The sequence below is a fragment of the Bacillus sp. Root131 genome, from assembly GCF_001429475.1.
Lineage (GTDB): Bacteria > Bacillota > Bacilli > Bacillales > Bacillaceae_G > Bacillus_A > Bacillus_A thuringiensis_S.
On the sequence record NZ_LMJQ01000001.1, the window covers coordinates 885794 to 908601 of the forward strand.

The window sequence follows — 22808 nt, forward strand, 5'->3', positions numbered from 1 at the left end:
TTTTAATTTGTGAGTATAACGGCTTCTAATTTAGGATCTTTAGTTGAATAACCTACTATTGAAATTGTATAAATAACATTTGGTTCAACATTGAATTTCGGTATAGTCAATAAAACGTTTTTATTATTTGCGAGTGAAATTTCAATATCCGCTGTACCGGGGCTAACTTGCAAAAAATCTGTTATCTGTTTAAAGAGTACATTTTCAAATAAATGATCTCCATCTTTTAAATCGACATTTACAACAGGGGTATCTGGAGAGAAATGTGCAAAGCGTATTTTGGCTTGACCAGCTGGTAAATGTGTATTATCAAGTATAGGTTGTAATTGTAGGTGATTATCACTATTTATTGCAGCAAGAGTATAAGTATGATTTCCCATTATTGGTACCAATGCTGAAAAGATTGGAGTTTCATTTCCGACAGGGACAATATCTATACGGTATTTACCTTGTACTAATGATAAATAAGGGCTGAATTGCTTAAATGAAATATTTTTAATAACTTTTTGTCCGTTTACTAAAATGTCAACCGCCGGTATATTTGGATCGGCATGAAAAATTCTTATATGTGACGGTAAAGTAGCTTCTTGTGAATCCCTTGTTTCATGCGCCTGTACAAGTTTTGAAAGTGCATCGCAATATTTCATATATAATTCTATATATTTTTTAGGATTACGAAACTGATAGTAACGTGCGAGCTGTTCGTATTGCGTAACTTCTTGTCCATATTTTTCAATTTCAGATTGAGACATGAACATTCCTCCTTTGTCATCATTAAAATTATATGCGAAGCAAGAAAGCGGTTATGCGAAAAAATGATTTTATAAAGGGGAAAATTAAAAATTTACAACAAATATGTTGTCATAAAGAGGTGCTTGTGCTTACGAGTATTTTGCAGAGTAAAGCAGTACATATGATTGCACGAAAGTAAAATAAATGCCAAATTGAAAGTGCATTTCAATAACATATTGAATACATGTCCAGCAATCGCTAGAAAACTAGGGTTTTTTTTAATTATAGGCAAATACACATACAAAGTGATAATTGTCCTACATAAATTATAAAGGAAAGGTAGTTTGAATCTGAGGAAAGGGGTGCCACTTCGGGATAGGGATATCCTGATAGTAATTGTGAATGAAGTTATGAAAAGGTTTTGTGTTATAGGCTGTAGGATGAATTTGTAAACTTGATTTTTCTATTTATTTTAGCAATTGACAGTATTAACCCATAAGAGAGCGTCATGACGAACTGATTAATGTGGTTAATCGGTTCTTTTTTTATAGTTTAAAAATGAAAAATTCACATATTAAATATGAATCTGAACTGATTAGAAAGGTGTAGCGTTGTCGAAATTTGTTTTAAAATATGCAATTTAAAGTAGGATAATAGGAAGGAGTTTAACGGGAGTTCCGTCGAAGTGTACAGAATGTCGGCATTTGAGGGCAGCTGGCATTATGCTATAAAAACATTTGGTGATGTAGTCATTTCAGATAAAAGGGAGGGTTACTTGGGCGTATAGAAAAGGGTTGGTCTTCATTTTTAAGTTCTGAATTTTCTGTTTTATAGGTATTTTTAAGCACTCATTTGTATATTTTATAATAGTTTTTTGATAAATTCACTGCTTTTGCAGAGGATTCTTTTTTATGAAAGAAACGTCAATTTTCTTCATATATATATACAAATTGGAGAAATGGGGGAGCGCTATGCGCGATTACTTAATTAAACCACTTGTTGGTCAGCCATATCCAATGATTTCACATGGAAAAGGTGTTTATTTGTATGATCAAAATGGTAATAAATATTTTGATGGTTCGTCAGGAGCAATTACGGCAGGTATTGGGCATGGCGTAAAGGAGATTGCAGACGTTATTAAAAAGCAAGCTGAGGAGATTGCTTTTGTTTATAGATCACAGTTTACGAGTGAACCAGCTGAAAAATTAGCGAAGAAGTTAAGTGATTTAAGTGTAGGAGATTTGAACTGGAGTTTCTTTGTAAATAGTGGTACGGAAGCAAATGAAACAGCTATGAAAATTGCAATTCAGCATTTTCAAGAGCGAGGTATTCAAGGTAAGCATAAAATTTTATCGAGATGGATGAGTTATCACGGTATTACGATGGGTGCGTTATCGATGTCTGGTCACCCACTACGTAGACAACGTTTCGTATCTATTTTGGAAGATTATCCGACTATACCAGCTCCATATTGTTTCAGGTGTCCTGTTCAAAAGGTATATCCAACTTGTCAGCTGGCATGTGCGACTGAATTAGAAAGATCAATTGAAAGAATTGGTGCAGAGCATATTGCTGCTTTTATTGCTGAGCCGATTATCGGAGCAGCTGGAGGTGCGGTTGTTCCGCCAAAAGACTATTATAAAGTCATTAAAGATATTTGCAACCATTACGATATTTTATTTATTGCGGATGAAGTAATGACTGGGCTTGGTCGTACGGGAGCATGGTTTGCGATGGAGCATTGGGGTGTAGAACCTGATATTATGACACTTGGTAAAGGGCTAGGAGCGGGATATACACCGATGGCAGCGACAGTTGTAAGTGATCGTGTTATGGAACCAATATTACGTGGATCACGTTCAGTAATGAGCGGTCATACGTTAAGTGCAAATCCATTGTCTGCAGCAACGGCTTTAGCTGTTATTGAATATATGGAGAAACATAATCTCCCTGAAAAAACAGCAGAAAAGGGAGAATATTTAATAAAAGGCTTACAGAAAGTTCAACAACAATCGACAATCATTGCTGATGTGCGCGGAAAAGGGTTGCTAATTGGAGTAGAATTGCAACCGTTTACAAAAGCGTCGGAGCTTATTTCGGTTGCAGCTAAAAATGGCCTGCTTTTATACCAAGCAGTTTCAGGGCAAGCAGGAAAAGAAGATAGTGCACTGCTAGTAGCACCGCCAATGACAACTACATATTCCGAGTTAGATGAATTACTTTCAATTTTCTCTAAAAGTGTGGAAGAGATGATGCAAAAAGGAGGGCATAGTATCGCATGACAACTATTACAAATACATTCGGTAAATTAAAAGAAATTGAGGAAGTAATTTCTTTGTTCCATGATGATATGACATTAATGTTTGGGGGATTTGGAGGGATTGGATCCCCTCCATCTTTAATACAGGCAATTTTAGAAAAAGGCGTTACAAATTTAAATTTGGTTGGAAATGACACTGGATTTCCTGATGTAGGTATCGGTCGTCTTGTTACAAATGAAAGAGTTAAATCACTAATTACTTCTCACATTGGCTCCAACCCAAATGCAGGAAGGCAACTAAACGAGGGAAGATTACAAATTGAGTTTTCTCCGCAGGGAACATTAGCAGAGCGCATTCGTGCTGGTGGTGTTGGTCTTGGTGGTATTTTAGTTGATGTAGGTGTTGATACGATTGTGGAAGAGGGAAAACGAACGGTTGAAATGAATGGTAAGACATATTTAGTTGAAACAGCATTAACTGCTGAAGTTTCAATTGTATATGCGAAAAAGTCAGATCCGTTTGGTAACCTTGTTTTTGACAAAAGTGCACGAAATATGAATCCTCACGTAGCAATGGCTGGGGATATAACAATTGTAGAAGCAGAAGAAATAGTCCTGCTAGGAAGTTTAGATCCAGAGGAAATCGTCGTTCCAGGTGTTTTCGTAAATTATATTGTACCGTCGGAAGGAGTGAACTGGAAATGGGTATGGGCGTAGAAGTGAGAGATAAGATTGCTAGGCGAGCGGCGAAAGAAATACAAAATGGCATGATTGTAAATTTAGGTATTGGCATACCATCGCTTGTACCAAATCATTTGCCTGACGATATAAATGTTATGTTTCATGCGGAAAATGGAATCGTCGGAATGGGACCAACACCAAGTAAAGGGAATGAAGATGAAAATTTGTGTAACGCAGCAGGTTTACCAACTTCTCTTATAACAGGAGCGAGTTATTTCGATAGCTGTACAGCGTTTGGTATGATTCGAAAAGGTTTGCTAGATATAACGATTCTTGGTTCATTACAGGTAAGTGAAAATGGTGATTTAGCAAACTGGATTGTACCTGGAAAACGTGTTCCAGGCATTGGTGGAGCAATGGATTTAGCACAAAAAGCGAAGCGGGTCGTTGTTGTGATGAATCATGTTGATAAGTATGGAAATGCAAAAATTGTTTCAGAGTGTACATTGCCATTAACTTCAAAGAAATGTGTAGATTTAATTATTACTGATATGGCGGTCATGGAGGTAACTCCGAGTGGACTTATATTACAAGAATTAATGAGTCCATACACAGTAGAAGATGTAAAACGACATACAGAAGCTGATTTTCAAATTAGTTCTAACTTACTAGTAATTGAATGAGGGGAGATGTAATATGTGGAGCAATTAAAAAAGCAAGTTTGTGATTATATTGAGAGTCATGAAGAAGAAAGTGTAAAATTTTTAAAGCGATTAATTCAAGAAAAGAGCGTATCTGGTGATGAAAGCGGTGCGCAGGCGATTGTGATTGAAAAATTACGTGAATTAGGTTTAGACCTCGATATTTGGGAGCCTTCTTTTTCTAAAATGAAAGGTCATCCTTATTTTGTATCACCCCGTACAAGTTTTTCAGATAGCCCAAATATTGTAGCAACTTTAAAAGGAAGTGGCGACGGGAAATCTATGATATTAAATGGGCATATTGATGTAGTTCCGGAAGGGGATGTGAATCAGTGGGAACATCATCCTTATAGTGGTGAGAGAATAGGAAATCGTATATATGGCCGTGGAACGACGGATATGAAAGGCGGAAATGTCGCACTCATGCTTGCGATGGAAGCGATTATTGAATCTAGCATTGAATTAAAAGGAGACATCTATTTTCAAAGTGTAATAGAAGAGGAAAGTGGCGGAGCAGGGACATTAGCAACTATATTACGAGGATATAAGGCAGATGGTGTCATTATTCCAGAACCTACTAATATGAAGTTTTTCCCGAAACAACAAGGTTCCATGTGGTTTCGTCTACGTGTAAAAGGGAAAGCAGCACACGGTGGAACGCGTTATGAAGGGGTTAGTGCAATTGAAAAAAGTATGTTTGTTATAGAACATGTAAGAAAGCTAGAGGAGAAAAGAAATAGTCGAATCACAGATCCGTTATTTAAAGGAATTCCGATTCCAATTCCAATTAACATTGGGAAAATTGAAGGAGGGAGTTGGCCAAGTTCTGTTCCCGATGAATTAATTTTAGAAGGAAGATGCGGTGTTGCGCCGAATGAGACTATAGAGGCGGCAAAAGAAGAATTTGAGAATTGGATTGCTGAATTAAATGATGTGGACAATTGGTTTGTTGAAAATCCAGTAGAAGTAGAATGGTTTGGAGCGAGATGGGTTCCTGGTGAATTAGAAGAAAATCATGAACTTATTACCGCACTTCATCATAACTTTGTTGAAATCGAAGGGAACGAACCAATTATTGAAGCATCTCCTTGGGGGACTGATGGAGGTTTATTTACACAAATCTCAGGTGTACCAACTATAGTATTTGGTCCAGGAGAGACAAAAGTAGCACACTATCCAAACGAGTATATAGAAGTTGATAAAATGATAGCTGCCGCAAAAATTATTGCATGTACATTACTAGATTGGTGTGAGGTGAAAAAATGAAATACTATGAATCTTTTAGAGAACAGACGAATTGTTATACAGTAGAAGGCGTTTTAGATTATTTTAATAAACGTATCCGAGTAGACCACTATACAGGAAATGTTGAAAGTATTATACAGACAATTGACGAACTAGCAGAGAAACATTCTTTCACTAAATGTATTATTAAAGGAAAGGGAGAGCATGTTTCAACATGGCTCTCTTTCGGTTTTTTGTTGGAAGCAACGATACCTCATTATTTTCAAGGACACGATGCATACTTTTTTGTGAAATATAATAATGATGAAAGACGAAATAGTATGCATTGGACTGAGGAAGATACTATATTAAGCGGTGTAAAAGGAAAAGAAATAAAAGAAAAAGTAGTTCCAGAGAAATTTCTGCTGAGAAAAGCGACTGAAGAAGATGCAGAAGAATTAGCAACTGTATTCGGAAAAGTATTTGAAGTGTATCCGACACCTTTAAATGAAGCGAGTTATGTATTACAGACGATGAAAGAAGACGATACAATTTACTACGTGTATGAATTTGAGGGGGAAATTATTAGTACAGCATCTGCAGAAATGAATATAAAAGAAGGGAATGCAGAATTAACAAATTGTGCTACTTTACCTGAATATCGTAAACATGGATTTATGAAAAGTTTACTAATTAAATTAGAGGAAGAGCTCCGAGAAAAATCTATTTTCTGTTCCTATACAATTGCTCGATCGCTTTCTTTCGGAATGAATGCTGCATTTCATCAATTAGGCTATACGTATAAAGGAAGACTGGCGAATAATTGCTACATTTTCGATAAGTTGGAAGATATGAATATATGGGTGAAAGATTTATCTAGCTATTCGAAAGCAGTAAAAATTCCGCCTCAAAATTCGGCTGTAAAGCAAAATAGTTAGGTGGAGCTGGGTGTTCGAAAAAGCCGTACTAATTAAAATATAAAATTGATCAAAATTATAGAACGGAATCGTCATGCTTACAATCGCACATAGGTATGCCGAAAATTCGGCATGTAATTGCTGGATTTTCGGCAAAAGGGGGGATGACATTGCTAGCAGTTTCGACACAAGAAGTCATTGAAGCGATTTTGGGCAGCATTGATGAGGCTATACACGCTGTAGATGAAAATGGAATTACAATATTTTATAACTCTGTAGCTGCAAAACACGATGGATCCAAGATTGAAAAAGTGTTAGGGAAGCATTTGTTAGAAGTGTTCCCGTCTTTATCAAGGGAAACGAGTACATTGATGAAAGTATTAGATACAAAAAAACCTATCGTACATCAAGTACAGCATTATCAAAATTTAAATGGTGAAGATGTTTGTACAGTAAATACGACGTTACCTATTTTTATAGATGGGAATATTGCCGGGGCTGTTGAAATTGCAAAGGATTACTCTACAATTCAAAAACTTACTGACACAATTGTTGATTTACAGTCGAAAATAAAACGGTCATCTAGAAAAAAATTGATTAAAAAGCATGCTGCATTTGAGACGATAGTGACAAATGATACGCGGTTTAAACAGACGAAAGAGCTAGCACAAAAAGTAGCACCAACAGACGCAAATGTTTTAATATATGGTGAAACAGGAACAGGAAAAGAACTGTTCGTACAAGCAATTCATGAAGCTTCTAAAAGAAAAAACAAGCCATTTATTGCACAAAACTGTGCAGCTTTACCAGAGTCGTTATTAGAAAGTTTATTGTTTGGAACGACAAAAGGAAGCTATACAGGAGCGATTGAAAGAGCTGGGCTATTTGAACTTGTTGATGGTGGTACATTATTTTTAGATGAACTGAATTCAATGCCTCTTGATTTGCAAGCAAAAATGTTACGAGTGTTAGAAGATGGAGTCATTAGAAGAATTGGTGATAATAAGACGAGAAAAGTAGATGTTCGCGTTATTACCGCAATGAACCAGCCTCCAGAAATATGTTTACGAGAGAATAAAATTCGCACTGATTTATATTATCGCTTAAACGTATTTTCATTATATATCCCACCGCTTCGTGAAAGAACTGAGGATGTACTATTATTAGCATCTTATTTTTTGAAAGAATATAATAAAAGTTATAAAAAAGGTGTACTTCAAATTGATGAGGAAGCGAAAGATAGACTGCAAGCTTATCAGTGGCCTGGAAATGTCCGGGAGTTAAAACATACGATTGAACATGCTGTCATAATTGCAGAAGGTAATACATTAACAGCTAATTGTTTACCGCGTACATTTCGGAAAGAGAATCTTCCGAAGAAGAAGAGCATATTGCCACTTAGAGAAGCACTTCATCAAACAGAAAAAGAATTAATAGATCAAGCGTTGATTGAAACGGAAGGGAATATATTACAAGCCGCAAAAATGTTAGGTATCCCTCGTCAAACGCTTCAATATAAACTGAGCAAGTACGACAAAACCGCCGAATAATCGGCGGTTTTTGTGTGTTTGCACGAATAAAAGAGCGTTTACATATATAAAAAGTAATGAATATAATGTTAAGTATTGATTTCATACAACGCTTAAAAATATTTTTTCGCTTATGTAATAGGGTTCTCCGCATATTTACTTATCAACAATGTAAAGTTGGCATAACTATTGCTTATATAAAGGATGAGCGTATAAAAAGGGGGAATAGCAATGTTACATGATGTATACAAACCAAATCGTCACTGGAAGGATATCGAATTATGGAAAGATGTTACTGAAGAGCAATGGAATGATTGGGTTTGGCAATTAACGAATACGATCAAAACGTTAGATGACTTAAGAAAAGTAATTAACTTAACACCTGAAGAAGAAGAGGGCGTTAAAATTTCAACGAAAACGATCCCGTTAAACATTACACCGTACTATGCTTGGCTAATGAATCCTGATGATCCACGCTGTCCGATTCGGATGCAATCAGTACCGATTTCGGAAGAGTTATATAAAACAAAATATGATTTAGAAGATCCGCTTCACGAAGATGAAGATTCACCAGTTCCAGGGCTAACACATCGTTATCCAGACCGTGTACTATTCTTAGTAACAAATCAATGTTCTATGTATTGTCGTTACTGTACACGCCGTCGTTTTAGTGGACAAATTGGAATGGGTGTACCGAAGAAACAATTAGATGATGCGATTGCTTATATTAGTGAAACACCACAAGTACGAGATGTATTAATCTCCGGTGGTGATGGACTTCTAATTAACGATAAAATTTTAGAATATGTATTAAAAAATTTACGAGAGATTCCGCATGTTGAGATTATTCGTATCGGAACGAGAGCACCAGTAGTATTCCCGCAACGTATTACAGAAAATTTATGTAACATTATTAAAAAATACCATCCAGTATGGTTAAATACACATTTCAATACATCTATTGAAATTACTGAAGAATCGAAAAAGGCATGTGAAATGTTAGCGAATGCTGGTGTTCCAGTCGGAAACCAAGCAGTAATTTTAGCTGGTATTAACGACAGCGTTCCAATTATGAAAAAACTTATGCATGACTTAGTAAAAATCCGTGTACGTCCATATTACATTTATCAATGTGATTTATCTGAAGGTATCGGTCACTTCCGTGCACCAGTATCTAAAGGTCTTGAAATTATTGAAGGTTTACGTGGACACACATCTGGTTATGCTGTTCCGACATTCGTTGTTGATGCGCCAGGTGGAGGCGGTAAAATTGCACTTCAACCAAACTATTTAATCTCACAAAGTGCAGATAAAGTTGTACTTCGTAACTTTGAAGGTGTTATTACGACGTATCCAGAGCCAGAGAGCTATATTCCAGGAAGAGCGGAAGGATACTTTAAAGAGATTTATCCGAACTACGAAGAAAAACGTTCAGATGTTGGTATCGCAGGTCTTATGAGCGATAAGAAATTTAACCTCGTTCCAGACGACTTACAGCGTATGAACCGTCGTAAAGACTACGAAGATAATGATACTCATGCATCTTTAAAAGATAAACGTGATAAGCGTGATCAATTAAAAGATAAAAAATATCAAGCACAAATGGCTAAATTAGAAGAAAACGACAAAAAAACTGAGGGTGATGCAGTATGAATTGTATGTGGTGTGACAGTACAGAAGCGAAAGAAAGCTTGAATACTGTATATTGGGAATTACCAGATGGTACGAAAGCCATTGAAATCCAAAAGACACCATGTATTTCTTGTTCCTCGTGCGGGATGGACTATCAATCAGACCATACAGTAAAAGAAATTGAAGATCAGTTATTTTTAATTTATACGAAAGATTTACCAAAACAACTAACATATGAAGAATTAATGGGAAGACCACGTCTATTAAAAAGAAATTACTTCGACTTTTAACCAGCTTTTATGCTGGTTTTTTTCTTTTTTGCCTTGTATAATGTACCCAAGTTAGAAAGGTAGGGAATATTTTTGAAAAAGACATTTTACCATTATATGATGAAGCATCGTGCAGCTTTATTTAGAAATGAAATTTCAGATTTAGCAGAGGCGATGTATGATGATTTAAGTTTTCCGAAGCAATCTGAAGACTATGATGAAATTAGTTCATACTTAGAGTTGAGCGGAATGCTAGAAAGTATGTCTATATTTGATGAAGCCTGGGATTTATACATACAAGATAGATAAAAACTATTTGAAAACATACAGAATACATTACTTTGTTTAAAGTGAAGTATTCTGTATGTTTTTTTATATGAAATTTGTTGATTTGAAGCTAGTCTAGTTACTAGCTTTTTTTTGAGTGTAACGTAAATTTTATAAGATTATAATTTTTATTGAAAAAATTTATGAATATAAGCTTCTGTGATAAGCGTTTTTATGTAGGTTGCATATACTGATATCAAAATCACGACGTCAAAAAAAGGAGAGATAGAGATGGCAAGAAAAAAACAACCTAAATACAACGTAGGGGACATAGTCGTGATTACGCTATATGGAACCGTTGGGAAAATCACAAATATGAAGGTTTTAGATGGAGTTTATGTATACGAAGTCAATAATCACGATGGATTTTACGTAGAGCAAACGCTGCAGCACGTTACAGAGCAAGATATGAAAAAGGGCGATACGGAGTGGATTGAATTAAATTATAATTTCACGTTTGGTGATCTTGTGCAAGTAACTGGATATGATAAAGATGTTTTCCGTATTGTTGGTTTTCGTACAGAAGTATGGAGATATAAGAATGACGCATGGGAAGATACAATTTATGAATTGTCACGGATTACGGATGGTGAATGGTTAGAAGCGGATGAGTCAGATTTAACGTTACTTGCCAATGCTCAAACGGCAAATGCAATTTTGAAGAAACTGAAACAAGATAAAGCAGGTATGAATAAATTAGATTTAGGTAAGTTAAAGTCAATTAACAACTCGAAAAAAGTGAGTGTTAAGACGAATCGTCAAGAAATCATTGATGGATTACTTGATATTTATAACGATTATCAATTATTGTTCGATACATTTAAAGATGAAGAATATAAAATTGTAATGGATGTTGTTCATAATTATTTAGTTAAATTGACAGAGAAAAAATAGTTAACTAGAAAGAGAGAATAAATTGAACAACAACATATGCAGTATAAGGTATGCCTACAATTATTAAAAAAATAAAAAGCCACTTTATAAGAGAGTCTGCCCATTGATCTTCATGCATGAACTCTTCTTTTGTTTGTCCTACTTCATATTGATTTTCCATTATTATTTCCCCCTTTGAATAGCTTGTACTACAATCGTATGCATCTCGTCCAAAGCTTATGACCTATAAAAAAATAAAATCTATTTTTCTAATCTCATATACATAATTTTGAGATTTTTTCATAAAACAGAAATAAAGGAGTGATGCTCATGAAGGAAATTGAAGTCGTGATTGATACGGAAGAGATTGCGGAGTTTTTTTATGAGCAACTAATTGAAAGAGGGTACGTCCCGAAACGAGAAGAAATTGAAGATCTCGCAGATATTACATTTGAGTATTTATTAGAGAAATGCATGATTGATGAAGTTTTTGATGAAGAGGATGAATGAAAGTAACGACGGGCATAACTCGTCGTTTTTTTACTCTTTACAAACCTGTCACAAATATAGTCAATAATTATTGGTATAATTAAAATGAAATTTTACTCAAGAGGTGAAGGGATGTTCAAAAAAATTATTGATTCTTTATTAGGAAAGAAAAAATATCGTTCGTATTCAAGTAGTGATTACCGTCGTAGAGGGCGCTCGTATTCAAGTAGCGATTATAAACGACGTTCATCTGGTTATGGACATCAACATTATAAAAGAAAACGTAAAAGCCGTAGCTTCTTTTCAAGTAGCTGATGAAATGGCGTCGTGTACTAGCATTATTTGATAGACCACTGCGGAAAAATACAATTGTTGCAGAACGTTATAAAATTGAATCAGTAATTGGAATGGGCAGTTATGGGGTCACATATGTCGTTAATGATTTACAAGTAAATAGATATAAAGTCTTAAAACAATTAAGACAAAGTAAACAAAGATATGAGTCTGGTAGAAAATCATTTGAACAAGAGAAAATGATTTTACAAACATTAAATCATCATGCAATTCCTAGTCTGTATGATCATTTCATATGGGAGAAAAAGAGCTTCTTTGTGATGGAGTACATGCCTGGTAAAAATTTTGAAGATTATATTTTCATAGATGGGTATGTATATACAGAACGTGAAGTTTTTGAGATTTTATATGAAATATTAGAAATTGTATCGGTGTTTCATAGTGAAGGCATTATTCACCGAGATTTACGCATTCCAAACATATTAATGAAAGAAAATCAAATTAGTATTATTGATTTTGGATTGGCTAAATGGAAAGGTGAGGGTGATGAGAGAGCTACAACTTACGAAGGTGAACAAGCTTTGATGCGAGAAGTCCACTTTCGTAGCGACTTTTATGCACTCGGTCATTTCTCGTTATTTTTATTATATGCAGGATATGAATCTAATGAAAAACAGGAAAAACCATGGTACGAAGAATTAACTTTGGAAAATTATAATCGCGAAATGCTTATGCGAATGTTACAAATAAAAACGCCGTACTATGAGAATGTACAAGATTTAAAACAAGATGTAGCTTCTGCTTTAGAAAGGATGGAGACTCCATGTTTCAAAAGTTTTTAGCAAGCGTTGGTATTGGGAGTGCAAAGGTAGATACTGTTCTTGAAAAAGATGAGTATATTGTTGGGGAAGAAATAGTTGGAAAGGTTCATATAACTGGAGGTTCAGTTAGCCAGCAAATTGAAAGCATTTACTTAACATTATCGACGTCGTATGTACGAGAAGTGGATGATAAAAAAGTAACATCAACGTATGATTTAGAGCGAGTACGCTTAACAGAACCATTTTCTATAGAACCGAATGAAAAAGTTGAAATTCCATTTTCTTTTCCAATGCCAATTGAAGCACCACTTACACTTGATATGAAAACGGTTTGGATTCATACAGGTCTTGATATTAAACATAGTATAGACCCAAGTGACCGCGACTACGTTCAAGTGTTACCCAATGCATTATTAAGTAGTGTTTTAGATAGTGTAAATGAATTAGGGTTTAAAGCACGTCATATAGAATGTGAAGAATTACCGCATCGATTACGTAAGCAAGTTCCATTCGCACAAGAATTTGAGTTTATTCCAGTTTCTGGAGAGTATTATGGGAAATTAGATGAATTAGAATTATTAATCTTGCCACGTGCATACGATCGACTAGAAATTATTATGGAAGTAGATAGAAAATCTCGTGGTTTAGCTGGATTATTCGCTGAGGCGCTTGATCTTGATGAGAAGGTGATTCGTTTTACCGTAACAAGAGAAGATATCCCTGAGATGAAGCAAAAAATTAATAATTATATTTTTTAATAAACTATGCATAAAAAAGAAATGGAGAGGAAAACTAAAACAACCGCTCCATTTTTTTGCATAGTGAGGTTATGTATGTGAAACGATATCGACATTTATACTTGCTAAGTTTTACGTTACTCATTTGTTTTGTCGTATTATCACTTTCGTATCATACCGCTTGTATTGAGAATTTTGACAATATAGTCGCACATTTTATTCAAAGCTTTCGAAACGATTATTTGACGACCTATTTTACTTGGGTGTCTTTTATCGGTTCCAAAAGGATATTTTTCCCATTACTCATTATTCTTGTAATGTATTTTCTCGTTAGAAAAAAGTTGCTTAGTGCATTGCTTCTAACAATTAATTACTACGGATCTCGTTATTTAAACAGTCTGCTTAAACTATGGTACGAACGAGCAAGACCTGATGTTACGCAGCTTGTTACTGCAACTGGATATAGTTTTCCGAGCGGTCATACGATGAATGCTACGGCTTTTTTAGGATTTATTGCATACGTCACAATTACTGAAGATCGTATTTCGTTGCATAAAAAATTGCTAATTATTCTTATAGCAAGCTTTGTTGTATTATCTATTTCAGTTAGCCGAATATATCTTGGCGTGCACTATCCATCTGACATATTAGCAGGATGGGCAGCTGGCGGTAGCTGGCTCGTTTTATGTGTTATATTCCATAAAACGTTCATAAAAAAAGAACCTATGTCATAATAGGTTCTTTTTTCATTGGCTCAACATGAATGTGTGCATGGTAAATTCCAAACTTTTTGCGAAGCATAGCTTCGATGTTGTCGGTAATACAGTGACTTTCTCCAACATCCATACGAGCATCTACTTCAATTGTAATATCAACGTACGTTTGATTCCCGTACATACGTGCTCGAATATCTACAATGTTTTCCACACCGCCAATATGCTCAATAGCATCAGCGTATTCCTCCATTTTATCAGGATCAATTCCATCTGTTAGCATATGAGAAGATTCTACGAAAATCTCCCATGCAGTTTTACAAATAATAAGACCAACAATTAAAGCGGCAATAGGGTCTAAAATAGGCATTTGGAACTGAGAACCGACAATACCTACTACAGTACCGATACTTACGAGTGCATCTGATAAATTATCTTTTGCAGCAGCTTCTAGTGATTTACTTTTTGTTCGTGCTGCAATTTTTTTCGTATACAAATACACGCAGTACATAACGACAGCAGAAAATAAAGCAACCCATGCAGCGAGTACATTAGGTGCTGCTTGTTTCGGATTTAAGAAAGATTGAATGGCACTAATAACAACTTCTAATCCGACTGTTGCCATAATGAAGGACGCAACAAGTGATGCGATTTGTTCGGCCCGTGAATGCCCATACGGATGATCTGGGTCACGAGGTTTACGAGATATTTTTAGACCAATTAATATCGCTAAAGAAGCACCGATATCCGTTAAGTTATTTAAACCGTCAGCACGTAATGCGCTAGAGAGGGTAATATAACTGATGATGATTTTCATAGAGGATAAAAATATGTAGGCCATAATGCTGACAATAGCACCTTTATCAGCTTCTTTATGAGAAAGAGTATCCATTTTAATCACTCACCTTTCTTTAAAGGAATTTCTTTCTATAAATAGAGTATCAAACGAAAGTCGTGTGGGTCTATACAAACATTGTTGACGTTTTATAGCTTTTTAAGAAGGGGATAACAAAGTTTCGTGAAGGAAAAATATGTTGAAAAGTACAAAGTCAGGGTGTGAACCTAATTAGAGTTTATTTACTAAAGAGATAGAAGGGTAGATGGATGAAGAAGCGAATACTTTTCTTACTATGTACTATTCTTATAATGACAGGGTGTAATTCATTAAACGATGAAAAACATCAAAAGATAATTGTGAAAACAGATAAAAGCCCTCTGAAAAATATTTTCCAGAGGGCTTTTATTTTAGTATGCTTCTAAAAACTCAGTAACTTGCTCTTCAGTTTTTGCATTAGCACTATGTAAGTGGCCTAGCTTCTCACCATTTTGGTATACAAGTAAACTTGGAATACCCATTACTTGATACTCTTCAGCGATACTTGGAAACTCATCTTTATTAATAGAATACCATTCAAATTTATTGAACTCTTCCATTACATCTCCGATAAAGTTGTCCATACGTACGCAATCTGGGCACCATGTAGTAAAGAACTTAACAACTACTGGCTCCTCGCTTGCGATGATGTCTTTGAATTCTTGTTCTGTTTTAATTTCTTTCATAAGTAAAACTCCTTTCAATATTACACGAATTTATATGCAAAATTCGTATTTGCAAACATGTTGCAAACTTATTATTTGTTTTTTAGTTTTGTAGTTCGTTCACACTTATAAAACTGTATTTTAACTTGTATATAACATGACTGCACTTCTAAGTGTGAAAATAACGGAACCTCACTTTTCTTTATAAGCTTTTTCCAGGATTGTGTCAAACTTCTGAATTGCAGGGTTACCATTTACATTAAATCGTCTGTTTTTATTATTAGAAAGTTTCGCCTATTTAAAAAGAAAACAAGAAAGAAAAAACAAATAATTGAATTCTAGATTATTTACTGCAATAAATAACCTAAGCTTGAATAATTCTCTATCATGGGAAGATAAAGATGTTTCTTGTATGTTTCATAAACTTAAGGATTCTATCGCTTGTATCAGATGCGGCATCGCTATTTTAACAGTAGAATTGTATTAAAAGATAAGTAAAGGGCATCTAATTAAGATGCCTTTTTATTTTAATTACAAAAATTGAATAAGGTTAGAAATCATATGATTGTAATGGGAATTAAGGGATATTAATAAAAAAATTTTATTAGGGATTTGCCTTAAACATTTATTGCAGTTAAGAATATTTATAATAATATGAACTAAAAAAGGTCCGATTTTTGTAATGTTGGAGGGGATTATTGTGGACATAACTCAAAGCGTATCAAGAATAGTGGTTAATGGAAAAGATCTTTCTTTCACTTCAGTTCAAACCTCTGCATGGAATCATGGACCTGTAAATGATTTAATTGTTACGACGAATCAGAGAGTGAATGAGCTTTATCAATTCATGTGGTCACAAGTACCGGTTACGATTTCGGTATATTTTCTTCAAGGGGCGGATTTACTGAGGTTCGTTAGGGTTGCGGGAATTGATGAGCGTGTAACAGGAGAATATGTATATCATTTCATTTGGTGATAAGAAGAATTCGAGGTAGTCTAGCAGCTACTTTTTTATTTTGTCATTTGAATATAAGCGAGCGGACTAGCTTTATAGTACCCACTGAAATAAAGAATCATAATATAATTTGTAACAAATTATATGGAAGTGAGTTGAAAATCATGTTTTATTCATATTTTAATTCTCAAGCTGGCATGCGACCAGCGTATGGTACGTCTATAACGTATAGTGGAGCACAAAGTACAGTCCAAGCTATTCAACAAGCATTACAAATGCAACAACAAATGCAAATGCAGCAGCAAGGAGTACAACCATATTACTCATCCGTAGAGTATTTTTACCCAGTACATCATGTTACACCGTATGGAAGTTCTTTTCTTACTATTCCATATGGAACTGTATACAACTTATAACTAGTAAGGAATGAAGTGGTGTATATAAATAAGGGTGCAGGTTAATAGCGCCCTTATGAACAATAAAAATAGCTAGTCCAAACCTTATAAATCAATCTTACATAATATGTAGTAATAAGTTTGAAAGGGGAATTAGTATGTCTTGTTATTACTACTGTAAGTATTGTAAGGAGTATAAAAAGAAGCACCATGATTGTTGTAAGAACACTAGTAAGTGCCATGATAACAAGGACAATCTTGTTAGAGCATCGGCATTTAGAGCTAGAAATACTGTGAATCAAAATGTTCCTGCTAATACTTTTGTGAAAGTGTTATTTCAAAATGAACAATTTGATTTAGCGAATGAGTATAATCCAGCAACATCTATTTTTATGCCGAAGACTAAAGGAGTATATTCTATTATTGGAACGATTGGTTTCTTTCCAAACGATCCAACTTTAAATTATAGAGCGCGTGTAGAAATTCGTGTGAATGGAAACGCAGCGATAGCTATAGATAATGACTTTTTTGGTCCAATAAGTTTTGGAAATGTAGTAAGTGTTTCGACGATTGTTCAATTGAATGCAGGGGATGAAGTTGAGGTTTATGCACAAAGTAGTATAGATGGAGTTTTAAGTCCTTTAGAAGATGGTGCACATTTTGAAGTAGCAAGATTTCCTTCTCCGATTAAATAAAGTCATTAAACATTGAGTTTACAGAAGCTTAAAGGTAAATCCTCACCGAAATGGTGAGGGTTTTTTACTCTATTAAAAATAGTAACAGGTCGTCCAAGCTATTCTAATCTATATAGCATACTATATAAAAATAAGTGTAAAGGGGGACTAACTATGTCTTATTATTACTGTAAGTATTGTAAAGATTACAAAAAGGAAAGTCATGATTGTTATAGAAAAAGTAGTAAATGTGATAGGAAGTATGTAAAGGTGAAGTGTTGTGATGATAAGAAAGAGGAGCTTGTAAGGGCATCGGCATTTAGAGCTGTGAATACAGTTAATCAACCTGTTCTAGCAAATACTCCTGTTAAAGTATTATTTCAAAATGAACAATTTGATCTAGCGAATGAATATAATCCAGTAACATCCATTTTCACTCCGAAAACTAGAGGGGTATATAGTGTATTAGGAAATATAACATTTTCTCCAAATGATTTTAATGTGAATTACAGAGCTAGAGTAGAAATTCGTGTAAATGGAAATCTAGCAATAGCGATAGATAATGATTTCTTTGGAACAGGAGTATTTTTTAATAATGATGTTTCAGTAACTACTATTCTTCAATTAGAAGCAGGAGATTCAGTTGAAGTTTTTGCAGAAAGTAGTATTGCGGGCGTAATTGTACAAAATGTTAATGGTTTAAATACGGTTCACTTTGAAGCGGCAAGATTTCCTTCTCCAATTAAATAAAACAGATCATTAAATGTTTTTTAGTAGGTTTAGTTAATCCCCTTACCAAATGGTGGGGGATTATTATTGTTTTTCTAAAATATATAGGTAAACAGGTAAAGTGTAGTTTAATTTGTAGAGGCTTTAACCTTATTCAGATAATGAAAAAAATAATATGTAAATAAGTAACATGCTTGTGAAAACTCAGTGTTAGTAAGTTTACTAGTTTTTTTATAGAACAAGAAAGACGAAATACATAAAAGATCGCATCATTACGTTTTTTCTTTACTATATAGAAATTACATATTGAACATAAATTTGTGTAGGGAATGCTAGTACACTGAAAAGAATAACATAAAGGCGATTACACTATATAAAAACAAAATCAATCCTAAGATGAGTAGTATTGGATGCAGCTTGAACATATTTGACCTCCTTGAGTACATAAAGAATTTTAATATATTGTTGGTCAATTTAGAAGGGGACGGTTACATAAAAAAAGAGCATACATAATAAGTACGCTCCAAAGAAAGATAGGTTTTATGAGTGGATAATCTCCATACGATAATATATGTCCTTTTAATAAAAACGTGTAAAAAATCAATGAATTATCAATGGAATATCATAAAATGAGTAATTTTAGTCTAGGAATGCAGTCATTTTCTTTCTCAGTTATTTTAGGTAACAAAGTTGTGAAAATCGTGCATTATGCGGACTAACAACGGGATAACGATCGTACTTCAGTTACATATTTCTTAAAGTCTGGATATTGCGTGATAGTTTGACATTTTGGGGTGCATAGTTGATTAATAATAGACACATTTGTAATTACTTCGTTACAAGGACCGAAAAATGTAACTTTTAGCTTTGAATTTGGTGGGATTTTGAACACGATAGGCTTTTTTTCCATGAAATCAGCTCCTAATATTGAGTATTATAATTTAATGGATATAGAGTCGTATTAGTATAATATGAAATTTCAGTGGATTTGCTTATAATAAAGAATTTCATAGTAGTAAAAGTGCTTAAAGATGTAAAAGGGAAATTGAGAATGCGAAATAAAATGTTTAATTAATATAATCAATAAATACGAAAATAGTTAATATAACTAATACATTTTTTAATTTGTTACATATCATGTTAGTAAGAATTGTATAAGGAGGTAGTATAAAATAGTGGAAGAAAATGTACAAGCTCAGCTTTCGCCACCGTGGATCACATATTTTAATGAATTAAAAAATTCAATAGGTGCTGATCCAACTGTTACAGTTGGGCCACTTATTCCTGTTGGTGGTAATTATATTATTTTAGTGCATGCGTTAAGTAATGAAAAAGCGAGAGCGTTAGCAACGTTTTTAAAATCTTTTGTACAATTTGGGAATGTAAGTGTGACAGTTATTGTAACGAATAATGAGAATGAAATTGTAAATCCATTTCCTTGTCCACTAGATGCATTTGAAATAGCTCATTTATTTCAAGTAGCACTAGAAAACAATCCTTATTTTGAACAAGTTGTGGTACAGCCTCAGTTCCCTGGCGGACCGAATGTTGTCTTTCCGGTGTTCACTGCGGAAGTCATTCAGTTTTTCAATGACGATATTTCTAACTTATGTCAAACGTTTACAGGTGTTGCTGCCAATGTATTTCGTGATGTAATGAATGATGAGGTTTGTGATAGCCCAATATTATTTTCTACAAGTTGTGTTATGAACAGTGAAAATACACAATTACAAAATAAAGATTTAACACCAAAATTGTTTTATTAGACTATAAAAAGACATTTTCAGTAATAGAAAATGTCTTTTTTATGCACCAATAGTGTTCAGGTTGGACAATTGTAGGTTAACAGGAATAATTTTCAATTAATTAAAATTTTTCTAAATCTCATATTTCATGGAAAGATAGTAATTTTGATTTAAGAATATATAGAAAATGAGGAATGATTTTTATTAACTGAAAGGGAATTGATACTGGAAGTTTTAAGTTAATACTATAGGAGGATTTTTTCTAATATCCGTAAAAATGATCAATACCTAAATTGATAGGATGAGACTACATAACAAATAGTAAGGTATATTTCGAATATGATAATATCTTTTGTGACATACATGTTAAAGCTAATAGAAATATTTCTGAAAGAGAATATATTTTGAAAAACAGTAACGATTCTTTTTATTTATATTATAGATAGCTAGTTTTAGAGAGATAAGGCTTACAATAAAACAAGCTATGAATAAGACATTAAAAAGGAGCTGGAATGTATGGGTTATATTGTAGATATTTCAAAATGGAATGGAACTATCAATTGGGATATTGCAGCATCTCAGCTAGATTTAGTGATAGCTAGAGTTCAAGATGGCTCTAATACGGTGGATTTTATGTATCGAAATTATGTTAGTGAAATGAAAAAGTATAGTATCCCATTCGGTAATTATGCTTTTTGCCGTTTTATATCTATTGCTGATGCAAAGAAAGAGGCACAAGATTTTTGGAATCGTGGTGATCAATCAGCTAAGTTTTGGGTGGCGGACGTAGAAGTTCAAACGATGGCAGATATGCAAGGCGGGACACAGGCATTTATTGATGAATTACGCCGTTTAGGTGCGGAAAAAGTAGGATTATATGTAGGGCATCACATGTATTTATCATTTGGAGCACGTAATATTGAAGCTGATTTCGTATGGATCCCTCGTTATGGAGGGAATAAGCCAGCATATCCATGTGATATTTGGCAATATACGGATTCAGGGAATGTTCCTGGGGTTGGGAAATGTGATCTGAATCGATTAGTAGGAAATAAGTCACTTTCTTGGTTTATAGATTCGAACAAAGCAAATCAACCTAACATAGTGTATACACAGCAACCGAATGGCATTGGTATTGCAGTTTCGAAATATCCTGATGGATACGGAATAAATTTATATGAGAACCCCATGAATCCTCAATTTACAGGTGCACTCACTCAGAAAATTCCATATTTAATCTTAACAGGTTATTGGGGAGGCGGTGAGCAAGATATGATTTGTTTAGGGAACGATAAGCAGTGGGCATATTTAAAACATTTTAAGGTGAAATGGTTTTATGCAACTTCGAAATATCCTGTCGGCTACAGAGTAAATTATTATGAAGAGCCTGAATGTATGAATTATAAAGGAAATATAGATGGATCGACATCTTTTCGAGTGTGGGATAGAGTGGGAAATGCGGTAGATATCGGGCAGAATAGTTGGATACCTGAAGAACATGTAATTATTAAGTAACTATAGAAGTTATATTTTTTTGGAGCATATAAAGAGTTTTCTTACTATACATAGTAAGAAAACTCTTTATATTTAAAAATGAAAATACATGATGCATAATCTACTCATATGAAATGAATTACATGTAGAAAACACACTGTTTTCACAATGACTGTGTATAGTTAATTTGCATAATGATAAAAGTGAGGTATTTGAATTGAAAAAGAAAAAGATATTTATTGGAACGATTATTTCATGCTTGATGCTAGCATTATCTGCATGTGGTTCCTCAGACAACGTAGTAACATCAAAAGTAGGAAATGTTACAGAGAAAGAATTAAGTAAAGAATTACGACAACAATATGGAGAAAGTACTTTATATCAAATGATGTTAAGTAAGGCATTGCTAGATAAATATAAAGTTTCAGATGAGGAAGCAAAAAAGAAAGTAGAAGAAGCAAAAGATAAAATGGGTGAGAACTTTAAATCGACTTTAGAACAACTTGGATTGAAAAATGAAGATGAATTAAAAGAAAAAATGAAGCCAGAAATTGCATTTGAGAAAGCAATCAAAGCAACAGTTACAGAAAAAGATGTGAAAGATAACTATAAACCAGAAATGAAAGTAAGTCACATTTTAGTGAAAGATGAAAAAACGGCTAAAGAAATAAAGGAGAAAGTAAATAATGGTGAAGATTTTGCTGCCTTAGCAAAACAGTATTCAGAAGATACTGGTTCAAAGGAACAGGGCGGGGAAATATCTGGTTTTGCTCCTGGGCAAACAGTGAAAGAATTTGAGGAAGCTGCGTATAAATTAGATGCAGGCCAAGTAAGTGATCCAGTTAAAACAACTTACGGTTACCATATTATTAAAGTGACGGATAAAAAAGAATTGAAGCCATTTGATGAAGTAAAAGATAAAATTCGTAAAGATTTAGAACAACAAAGACTAGAAGATACGACAGGTAAATGGAAACAACAAGTAGTCAATGATTTATTGAAAGATGCTAATATTAAAGTGAATAATAAAGAATTTAAAGATACATTTAAATTTCTAGAAAAGAAATAATGACTGTAA

The 22808-nt window shown here is 34.0% G+C and carries 27 protein-coding genes; 22 read left to right on the top strand and 5 right to left on the bottom strand.

Going from position 1 to position 22808, the window contains the following annotated elements; all coding sequences use genetic code 11:
• Positions 1-2: 2 nt before the first annotated feature.
• Positions 3-752, bottom strand: coding sequence for a DUF4397 domain-containing protein (locus ASE54_RS04505; protein ID WP_000083279.1), 750 nt, complete (start codon positions 750-752; stop codon positions 3-5).
• A gap of 951 nt (positions 753-1703) precedes the next feature.
• On the opposite strand from ASE54_RS04505, the gene ASE54_RS04510 reads away from it, so the two are divergent.
• The 10 genes from ASE54_RS04510 (at position 1704) to ASE54_RS04555 (ending at position 11166) form a co-directional block, all read left to right on the top strand.
• Positions 1704-3014, top strand: a complete 1311-nt coding sequence (locus ASE54_RS04510) for an aspartate aminotransferase family protein (RefSeq protein ID WP_001205879.1) — start codon at positions 1704-1706, stop codon at positions 3012-3014.
• Positions 3011-3709, top strand: coding sequence for an acetate CoA-transferase subunit alpha (atoD, locus tag ASE54_RS04515; RefSeq protein WP_057187498.1), 699 nt, complete (start codon positions 3011-3013; stop codon positions 3707-3709). The genes ASE54_RS04510 and atoD overlap by 4 nt, the downstream gene beginning before the upstream one ends.
• Positions 3694-4356, top strand: coding sequence for a CoA transferase subunit B (locus tag ASE54_RS04520; RefSeq protein ID WP_000525278.1), 663 nt, complete (start codon positions 3694-3696; stop codon positions 4354-4356). Before atoD ends, ASE54_RS04520 begins: the two co-directional genes overlap by 16 nt.
• Before the next feature lie 15 nt (positions 4357-4371).
• Positions 4372-5640, top strand: a complete 1269-nt coding sequence (locus tag ASE54_RS04525; RefSeq protein ID WP_000436696.1) for a peptidase — start codon at positions 4372-4374, stop codon at positions 5638-5640.
• The gene (ablB, locus tag ASE54_RS04530; protein WP_000878598.1) at positions 5637-6536 is read left to right on the top strand and encodes a putative beta-lysine N-acetyltransferase; all 900 of its coding nucleotides are present in this window, start codon (positions 5637-5639) and stop codon (positions 6534-6536) included. Before ASE54_RS04525 ends, ablB begins: the two co-directional genes overlap by 4 nt.
• Before the next feature lie 143 nt (positions 6537-6679).
• On the top strand, positions 6680-8065 hold the full coding sequence (gene rocR / locus ASE54_RS04535; protein ID WP_014895234.1) for an arginine utilization transcriptional regulator RocR: 1386 nt from the start codon (positions 6680-6682) through the stop codon (positions 8063-8065).
• Positions 8066-8275: 210 nt separating this feature from the next.
• Positions 8276-9697, top strand: a complete 1422-nt coding sequence (gene ablA, locus ASE54_RS04540; RefSeq protein ID WP_000902145.1) for a lysine 2,3-aminomutase — start codon at positions 8276-8278, stop codon at positions 9695-9697.
• Positions 9694-9966, top strand: a complete 273-nt coding sequence (locus tag ASE54_RS04545; protein WP_000995766.1) for a YokU family protein — start codon at positions 9694-9696, stop codon at positions 9964-9966. The genes ablA and ASE54_RS04545 overlap by 4 nt, the downstream gene beginning before the upstream one ends.
• A 72-nt stretch (positions 9967-10038) precedes the next feature.
• Positions 10039-10254, top strand: a complete 216-nt coding sequence (locus ASE54_RS04550) for a YozE family protein (protein WP_000750717.1) — start codon at positions 10039-10041, stop codon at positions 10252-10254.
• Between the two features lie 249 nt (positions 10255-10503).
• A complete protein-coding gene (locus ASE54_RS04555) occupies positions 10504-11166 on the top strand; it encodes a hypothetical protein (protein ID WP_000101498.1) in 663 nt (220 codons plus the stop codon).
• 4 nt (positions 11167-11170) lie between these two features.
• On the opposite strand, the gene ASE54_RS33595 is transcribed toward ASE54_RS04555, so the two are convergent.
• Positions 11171-11326, bottom strand: coding sequence for a DUF3930 family protein (locus ASE54_RS33595; RefSeq protein WP_000431485.1), 156 nt, complete (start codon positions 11324-11326; stop codon positions 11171-11173).
• 149 nt (positions 11327-11475) lie between these two features.
• On the opposite strand from ASE54_RS33595, the gene ASE54_RS04560 reads away from it, so the two are divergent.
• The 5 genes from ASE54_RS04560 to ASE54_RS04580 all read left to right on the top strand — a co-directional run bounded on the left by ASE54_RS04560 (position 11476) and on the right by ASE54_RS04580 (position 14220).
• Positions 11476-11655, top strand: a complete 180-nt coding sequence (locus tag ASE54_RS04560) for a YozD family protein (protein WP_000658451.1) — start codon at positions 11476-11478, stop codon at positions 11653-11655.
• A 111-nt stretch (positions 11656-11766) separates the two neighbouring features.
• Positions 11767-11949, top strand: a complete 183-nt coding sequence (locus ASE54_RS04565; protein ID WP_000473371.1) for a hypothetical protein — start codon at positions 11767-11769, stop codon at positions 11947-11949.
• A complete protein-coding gene (locus ASE54_RS04570; RefSeq protein WP_000872072.1) occupies positions 11949-12770 on the top strand; it encodes a protein kinase in 822 nt (273 codons plus the stop codon). The genes ASE54_RS04565 and ASE54_RS04570 overlap by 1 nt, the downstream gene beginning before the upstream one ends.
• Complete coding sequence (locus tag ASE54_RS04575; protein WP_000486634.1) at positions 12752-13507, top strand: sporulation protein; 756 nt, start codon at positions 12752-12754, stop codon at positions 13505-13507. The genes ASE54_RS04570 and ASE54_RS04575 overlap by 19 nt, the downstream gene beginning before the upstream one ends.
• Before the next feature lie 77 nt (positions 13508-13584).
• A complete protein-coding gene (locus ASE54_RS04580; protein ID WP_002082842.1) occupies positions 13585-14220 on the top strand; it encodes a phosphatase PAP2 family protein in 636 nt (211 codons plus the stop codon).
• Here ASE54_RS04580 and ASE54_RS04585 read toward each other — a convergent pair.
• Both ASE54_RS04585 and ASE54_RS04590 read right to left on the bottom strand, forming a co-directional pair.
• Entirely contained in the window at positions 14210-15091 is an 882-nt protein-coding gene (locus tag ASE54_RS04585; RefSeq protein WP_000380385.1) for a cation diffusion facilitator family transporter, read from the bottom strand. The genes ASE54_RS04580 and ASE54_RS04585 overlap by 11 nt on opposite strands.
• 353 nt (positions 15092-15444) lie before the next feature.
• Entirely contained in the window at positions 15445-15759 is a 315-nt protein-coding gene (locus ASE54_RS04590; protein WP_000658787.1) for a thioredoxin family protein, read from the bottom strand.
• 679 nt (positions 15760-16438) lie between these two features.
• Here ASE54_RS04590 and ASE54_RS04595 point away from each other — a divergent pair.
• The 4 genes from ASE54_RS04595 (at position 16439) to ASE54_RS04610 (ending at position 18512) form a co-directional block, all read left to right on the top strand.
• Positions 16439-16714 carry a hypothetical protein gene (locus ASE54_RS04595; protein ID WP_000355694.1) on the top strand — a complete coding sequence of 92 codons (276 nt, stop codon included), beginning with the start codon at positions 16439-16441 and terminating at the stop codon, positions 16712-16714.
• Between the two features lie 143 nt (positions 16715-16857).
• Entirely contained in the window at positions 16858-17109 is a 252-nt protein-coding gene (locus ASE54_RS04600; RefSeq protein WP_000500101.1) for a DUF3947 family protein, read from the top strand.
• A gap of 137 nt (positions 17110-17246) precedes the next feature.
• On the top strand, positions 17247-17783 hold the full coding sequence (locus ASE54_RS04605; RefSeq protein WP_002162813.1) for a hypothetical protein: 537 nt from the start codon (positions 17247-17249) through the stop codon (positions 17781-17783).
• A gap of 153 nt (positions 17784-17936) precedes the next feature.
• Positions 17937-18512, top strand: coding sequence for a hypothetical protein (locus ASE54_RS04610; protein ID WP_000122940.1), 576 nt, complete (start codon positions 17937-17939; stop codon positions 18510-18512).
• 694 nt (positions 18513-19206) lie between these two features.
• Here the strand turns inward: ASE54_RS04610 and ASE54_RS04615 are convergent.
• Positions 19207-19401 (bottom strand): hypothetical protein, encoded by a 195-nt coding sequence (locus tag ASE54_RS04615; RefSeq protein ID WP_000412557.1) that lies wholly within the window; start codon positions 19399-19401, stop codon positions 19207-19209.
• Positions 19402-19666: 265 nt separating this feature from the next.
• Here ASE54_RS04615 and ASE54_RS04620 point away from each other — a divergent pair, with 265 nt between their 5' ends.
• The 3 genes from ASE54_RS04620 (at position 19667) to ASE54_RS04630 (ending at position 22799) form a co-directional block, all read left to right on the top strand.
• A complete protein-coding gene (locus ASE54_RS04620; protein ID WP_000392278.1) occupies positions 19667-20257 on the top strand; it encodes a hypothetical protein in 591 nt (196 codons plus the stop codon).
• Positions 20258-20752: 495 nt separating this feature from the next.
• The gene (locus ASE54_RS04625; RefSeq protein WP_000540673.1) at positions 20753-21751 is read left to right on the top strand and encodes a glycoside hydrolase family 25 protein; all 999 of its coding nucleotides are present in this window, start codon (positions 20753-20755) and stop codon (positions 21749-21751) included.
• 196 nt (positions 21752-21947) lie between these two features.
• Positions 21948-22799, top strand: coding sequence for a peptidylprolyl isomerase PrsA (locus ASE54_RS04630; protein ID WP_000727339.1), 852 nt, complete (start codon positions 21948-21950; stop codon positions 22797-22799).
• Positions 22800-22808: the final 9 nt, after the last annotated feature.

Excerpts from the sequence above, each read along its gene's own strand:
- ASE54_RS04505 (WP_000083279.1), bottom strand. The coding sequence starts at position 752 with ATGTCTCAATCTGAAATTGAAAAATATGGACAAGAAGTTACGCAATAC.
- ASE54_RS04510 (WP_001205879.1), top strand. The coding sequence starts at position 1,704 with ATGCGCGATTACTTAATTAAACCACTTGTTGGTCAGCCATATCCAATG.
- atoD (WP_057187498.1), top strand. The coding sequence starts at position 3,011 with ATGACAACTATTACAAATACATTCGGTAAATTAAAAGAAATTGAGGAA.
- ASE54_RS04520 (WP_000525278.1), top strand. The coding sequence starts at position 3,694 with ATGGGTATGGGCGTAGAAGTGAGAGATAAGATTGCTAGGCGAGCGGCG.
- ablB (WP_000878598.1), top strand. The coding sequence starts at position 5,637 with ATGAAATACTATGAATCTTTTAGAGAACAGACGAATTGTTATACAGTA.
- rocR (WP_014895234.1), top strand. The coding sequence starts at position 6,680 with ATGACATTGCTAGCAGTTTCGACACAAGAAGTCATTGAAGCGATTTTG.
- ablA (WP_000902145.1), top strand. The coding sequence starts at position 8,276 with ATGTTACATGATGTATACAAACCAAATCGTCACTGGAAGGATATCGAA.
- ASE54_RS04545 (WP_000995766.1), top strand. The coding sequence starts at position 9,694 with ATGAATTGTATGTGGTGTGACAGTACAGAAGCGAAAGAAAGCTTGAAT.
- ASE54_RS04555 (WP_000101498.1), top strand. The coding sequence starts at position 10,504 with ATGGCAAGAAAAAAACAACCTAAATACAACGTAGGGGACATAGTCGTG.
- ASE54_RS33595 (WP_000431485.1), bottom strand. The coding sequence starts at position 11,326 with ATGGAAAATCAATATGAAGTAGGACAAACAAAAGAAGAGTTCATGCAT.
- ASE54_RS04560 (WP_000658451.1), top strand. The coding sequence starts at position 11,476 with ATGAAGGAAATTGAAGTCGTGATTGATACGGAAGAGATTGCGGAGTTT.
- ASE54_RS04565 (WP_000473371.1), top strand. The coding sequence starts at position 11,767 with ATGTTCAAAAAAATTATTGATTCTTTATTAGGAAAGAAAAAATATCGT.
- ASE54_RS04570 (WP_000872072.1), top strand. The coding sequence starts at position 11,949 with ATGAAATGGCGTCGTGTACTAGCATTATTTGATAGACCACTGCGGAAA.
- ASE54_RS04575 (WP_000486634.1), top strand. The coding sequence starts at position 12,752 with ATGTTTCAAAAGTTTTTAGCAAGCGTTGGTATTGGGAGTGCAAAGGTA.
- ASE54_RS04585 (WP_000380385.1), bottom strand. The coding sequence starts at position 15,091 with ATGGATACTCTTTCTCATAAAGAAGCTGATAAAGGTGCTATTGTCAGC.
- ASE54_RS04590 (WP_000658787.1), bottom strand. The coding sequence starts at position 15,759 with ATGAAAGAAATTAAAACAGAACAAGAATTCAAAGACATCATCGCAAGC.
- ASE54_RS04600 (WP_000500101.1), top strand. The coding sequence starts at position 16,858 with ATGTTTTATTCATATTTTAATTCTCAAGCTGGCATGCGACCAGCGTAT.
- ASE54_RS04605 (WP_002162813.1), top strand. The coding sequence starts at position 17,247 with ATGTCTTGTTATTACTACTGTAAGTATTGTAAGGAGTATAAAAAGAAG.
- ASE54_RS04610 (WP_000122940.1), top strand. The coding sequence starts at position 17,937 with ATGTCTTATTATTACTGTAAGTATTGTAAAGATTACAAAAAGGAAAGT.
- ASE54_RS04615 (WP_000412557.1), bottom strand. The coding sequence starts at position 19,401 with ATGGAAAAAAAGCCTATCGTGTTCAAAATCCCACCAAATTCAAAGCTA.
- ASE54_RS04625 (WP_000540673.1), top strand. The coding sequence starts at position 20,753 with ATGGGTTATATTGTAGATATTTCAAAATGGAATGGAACTATCAATTGG.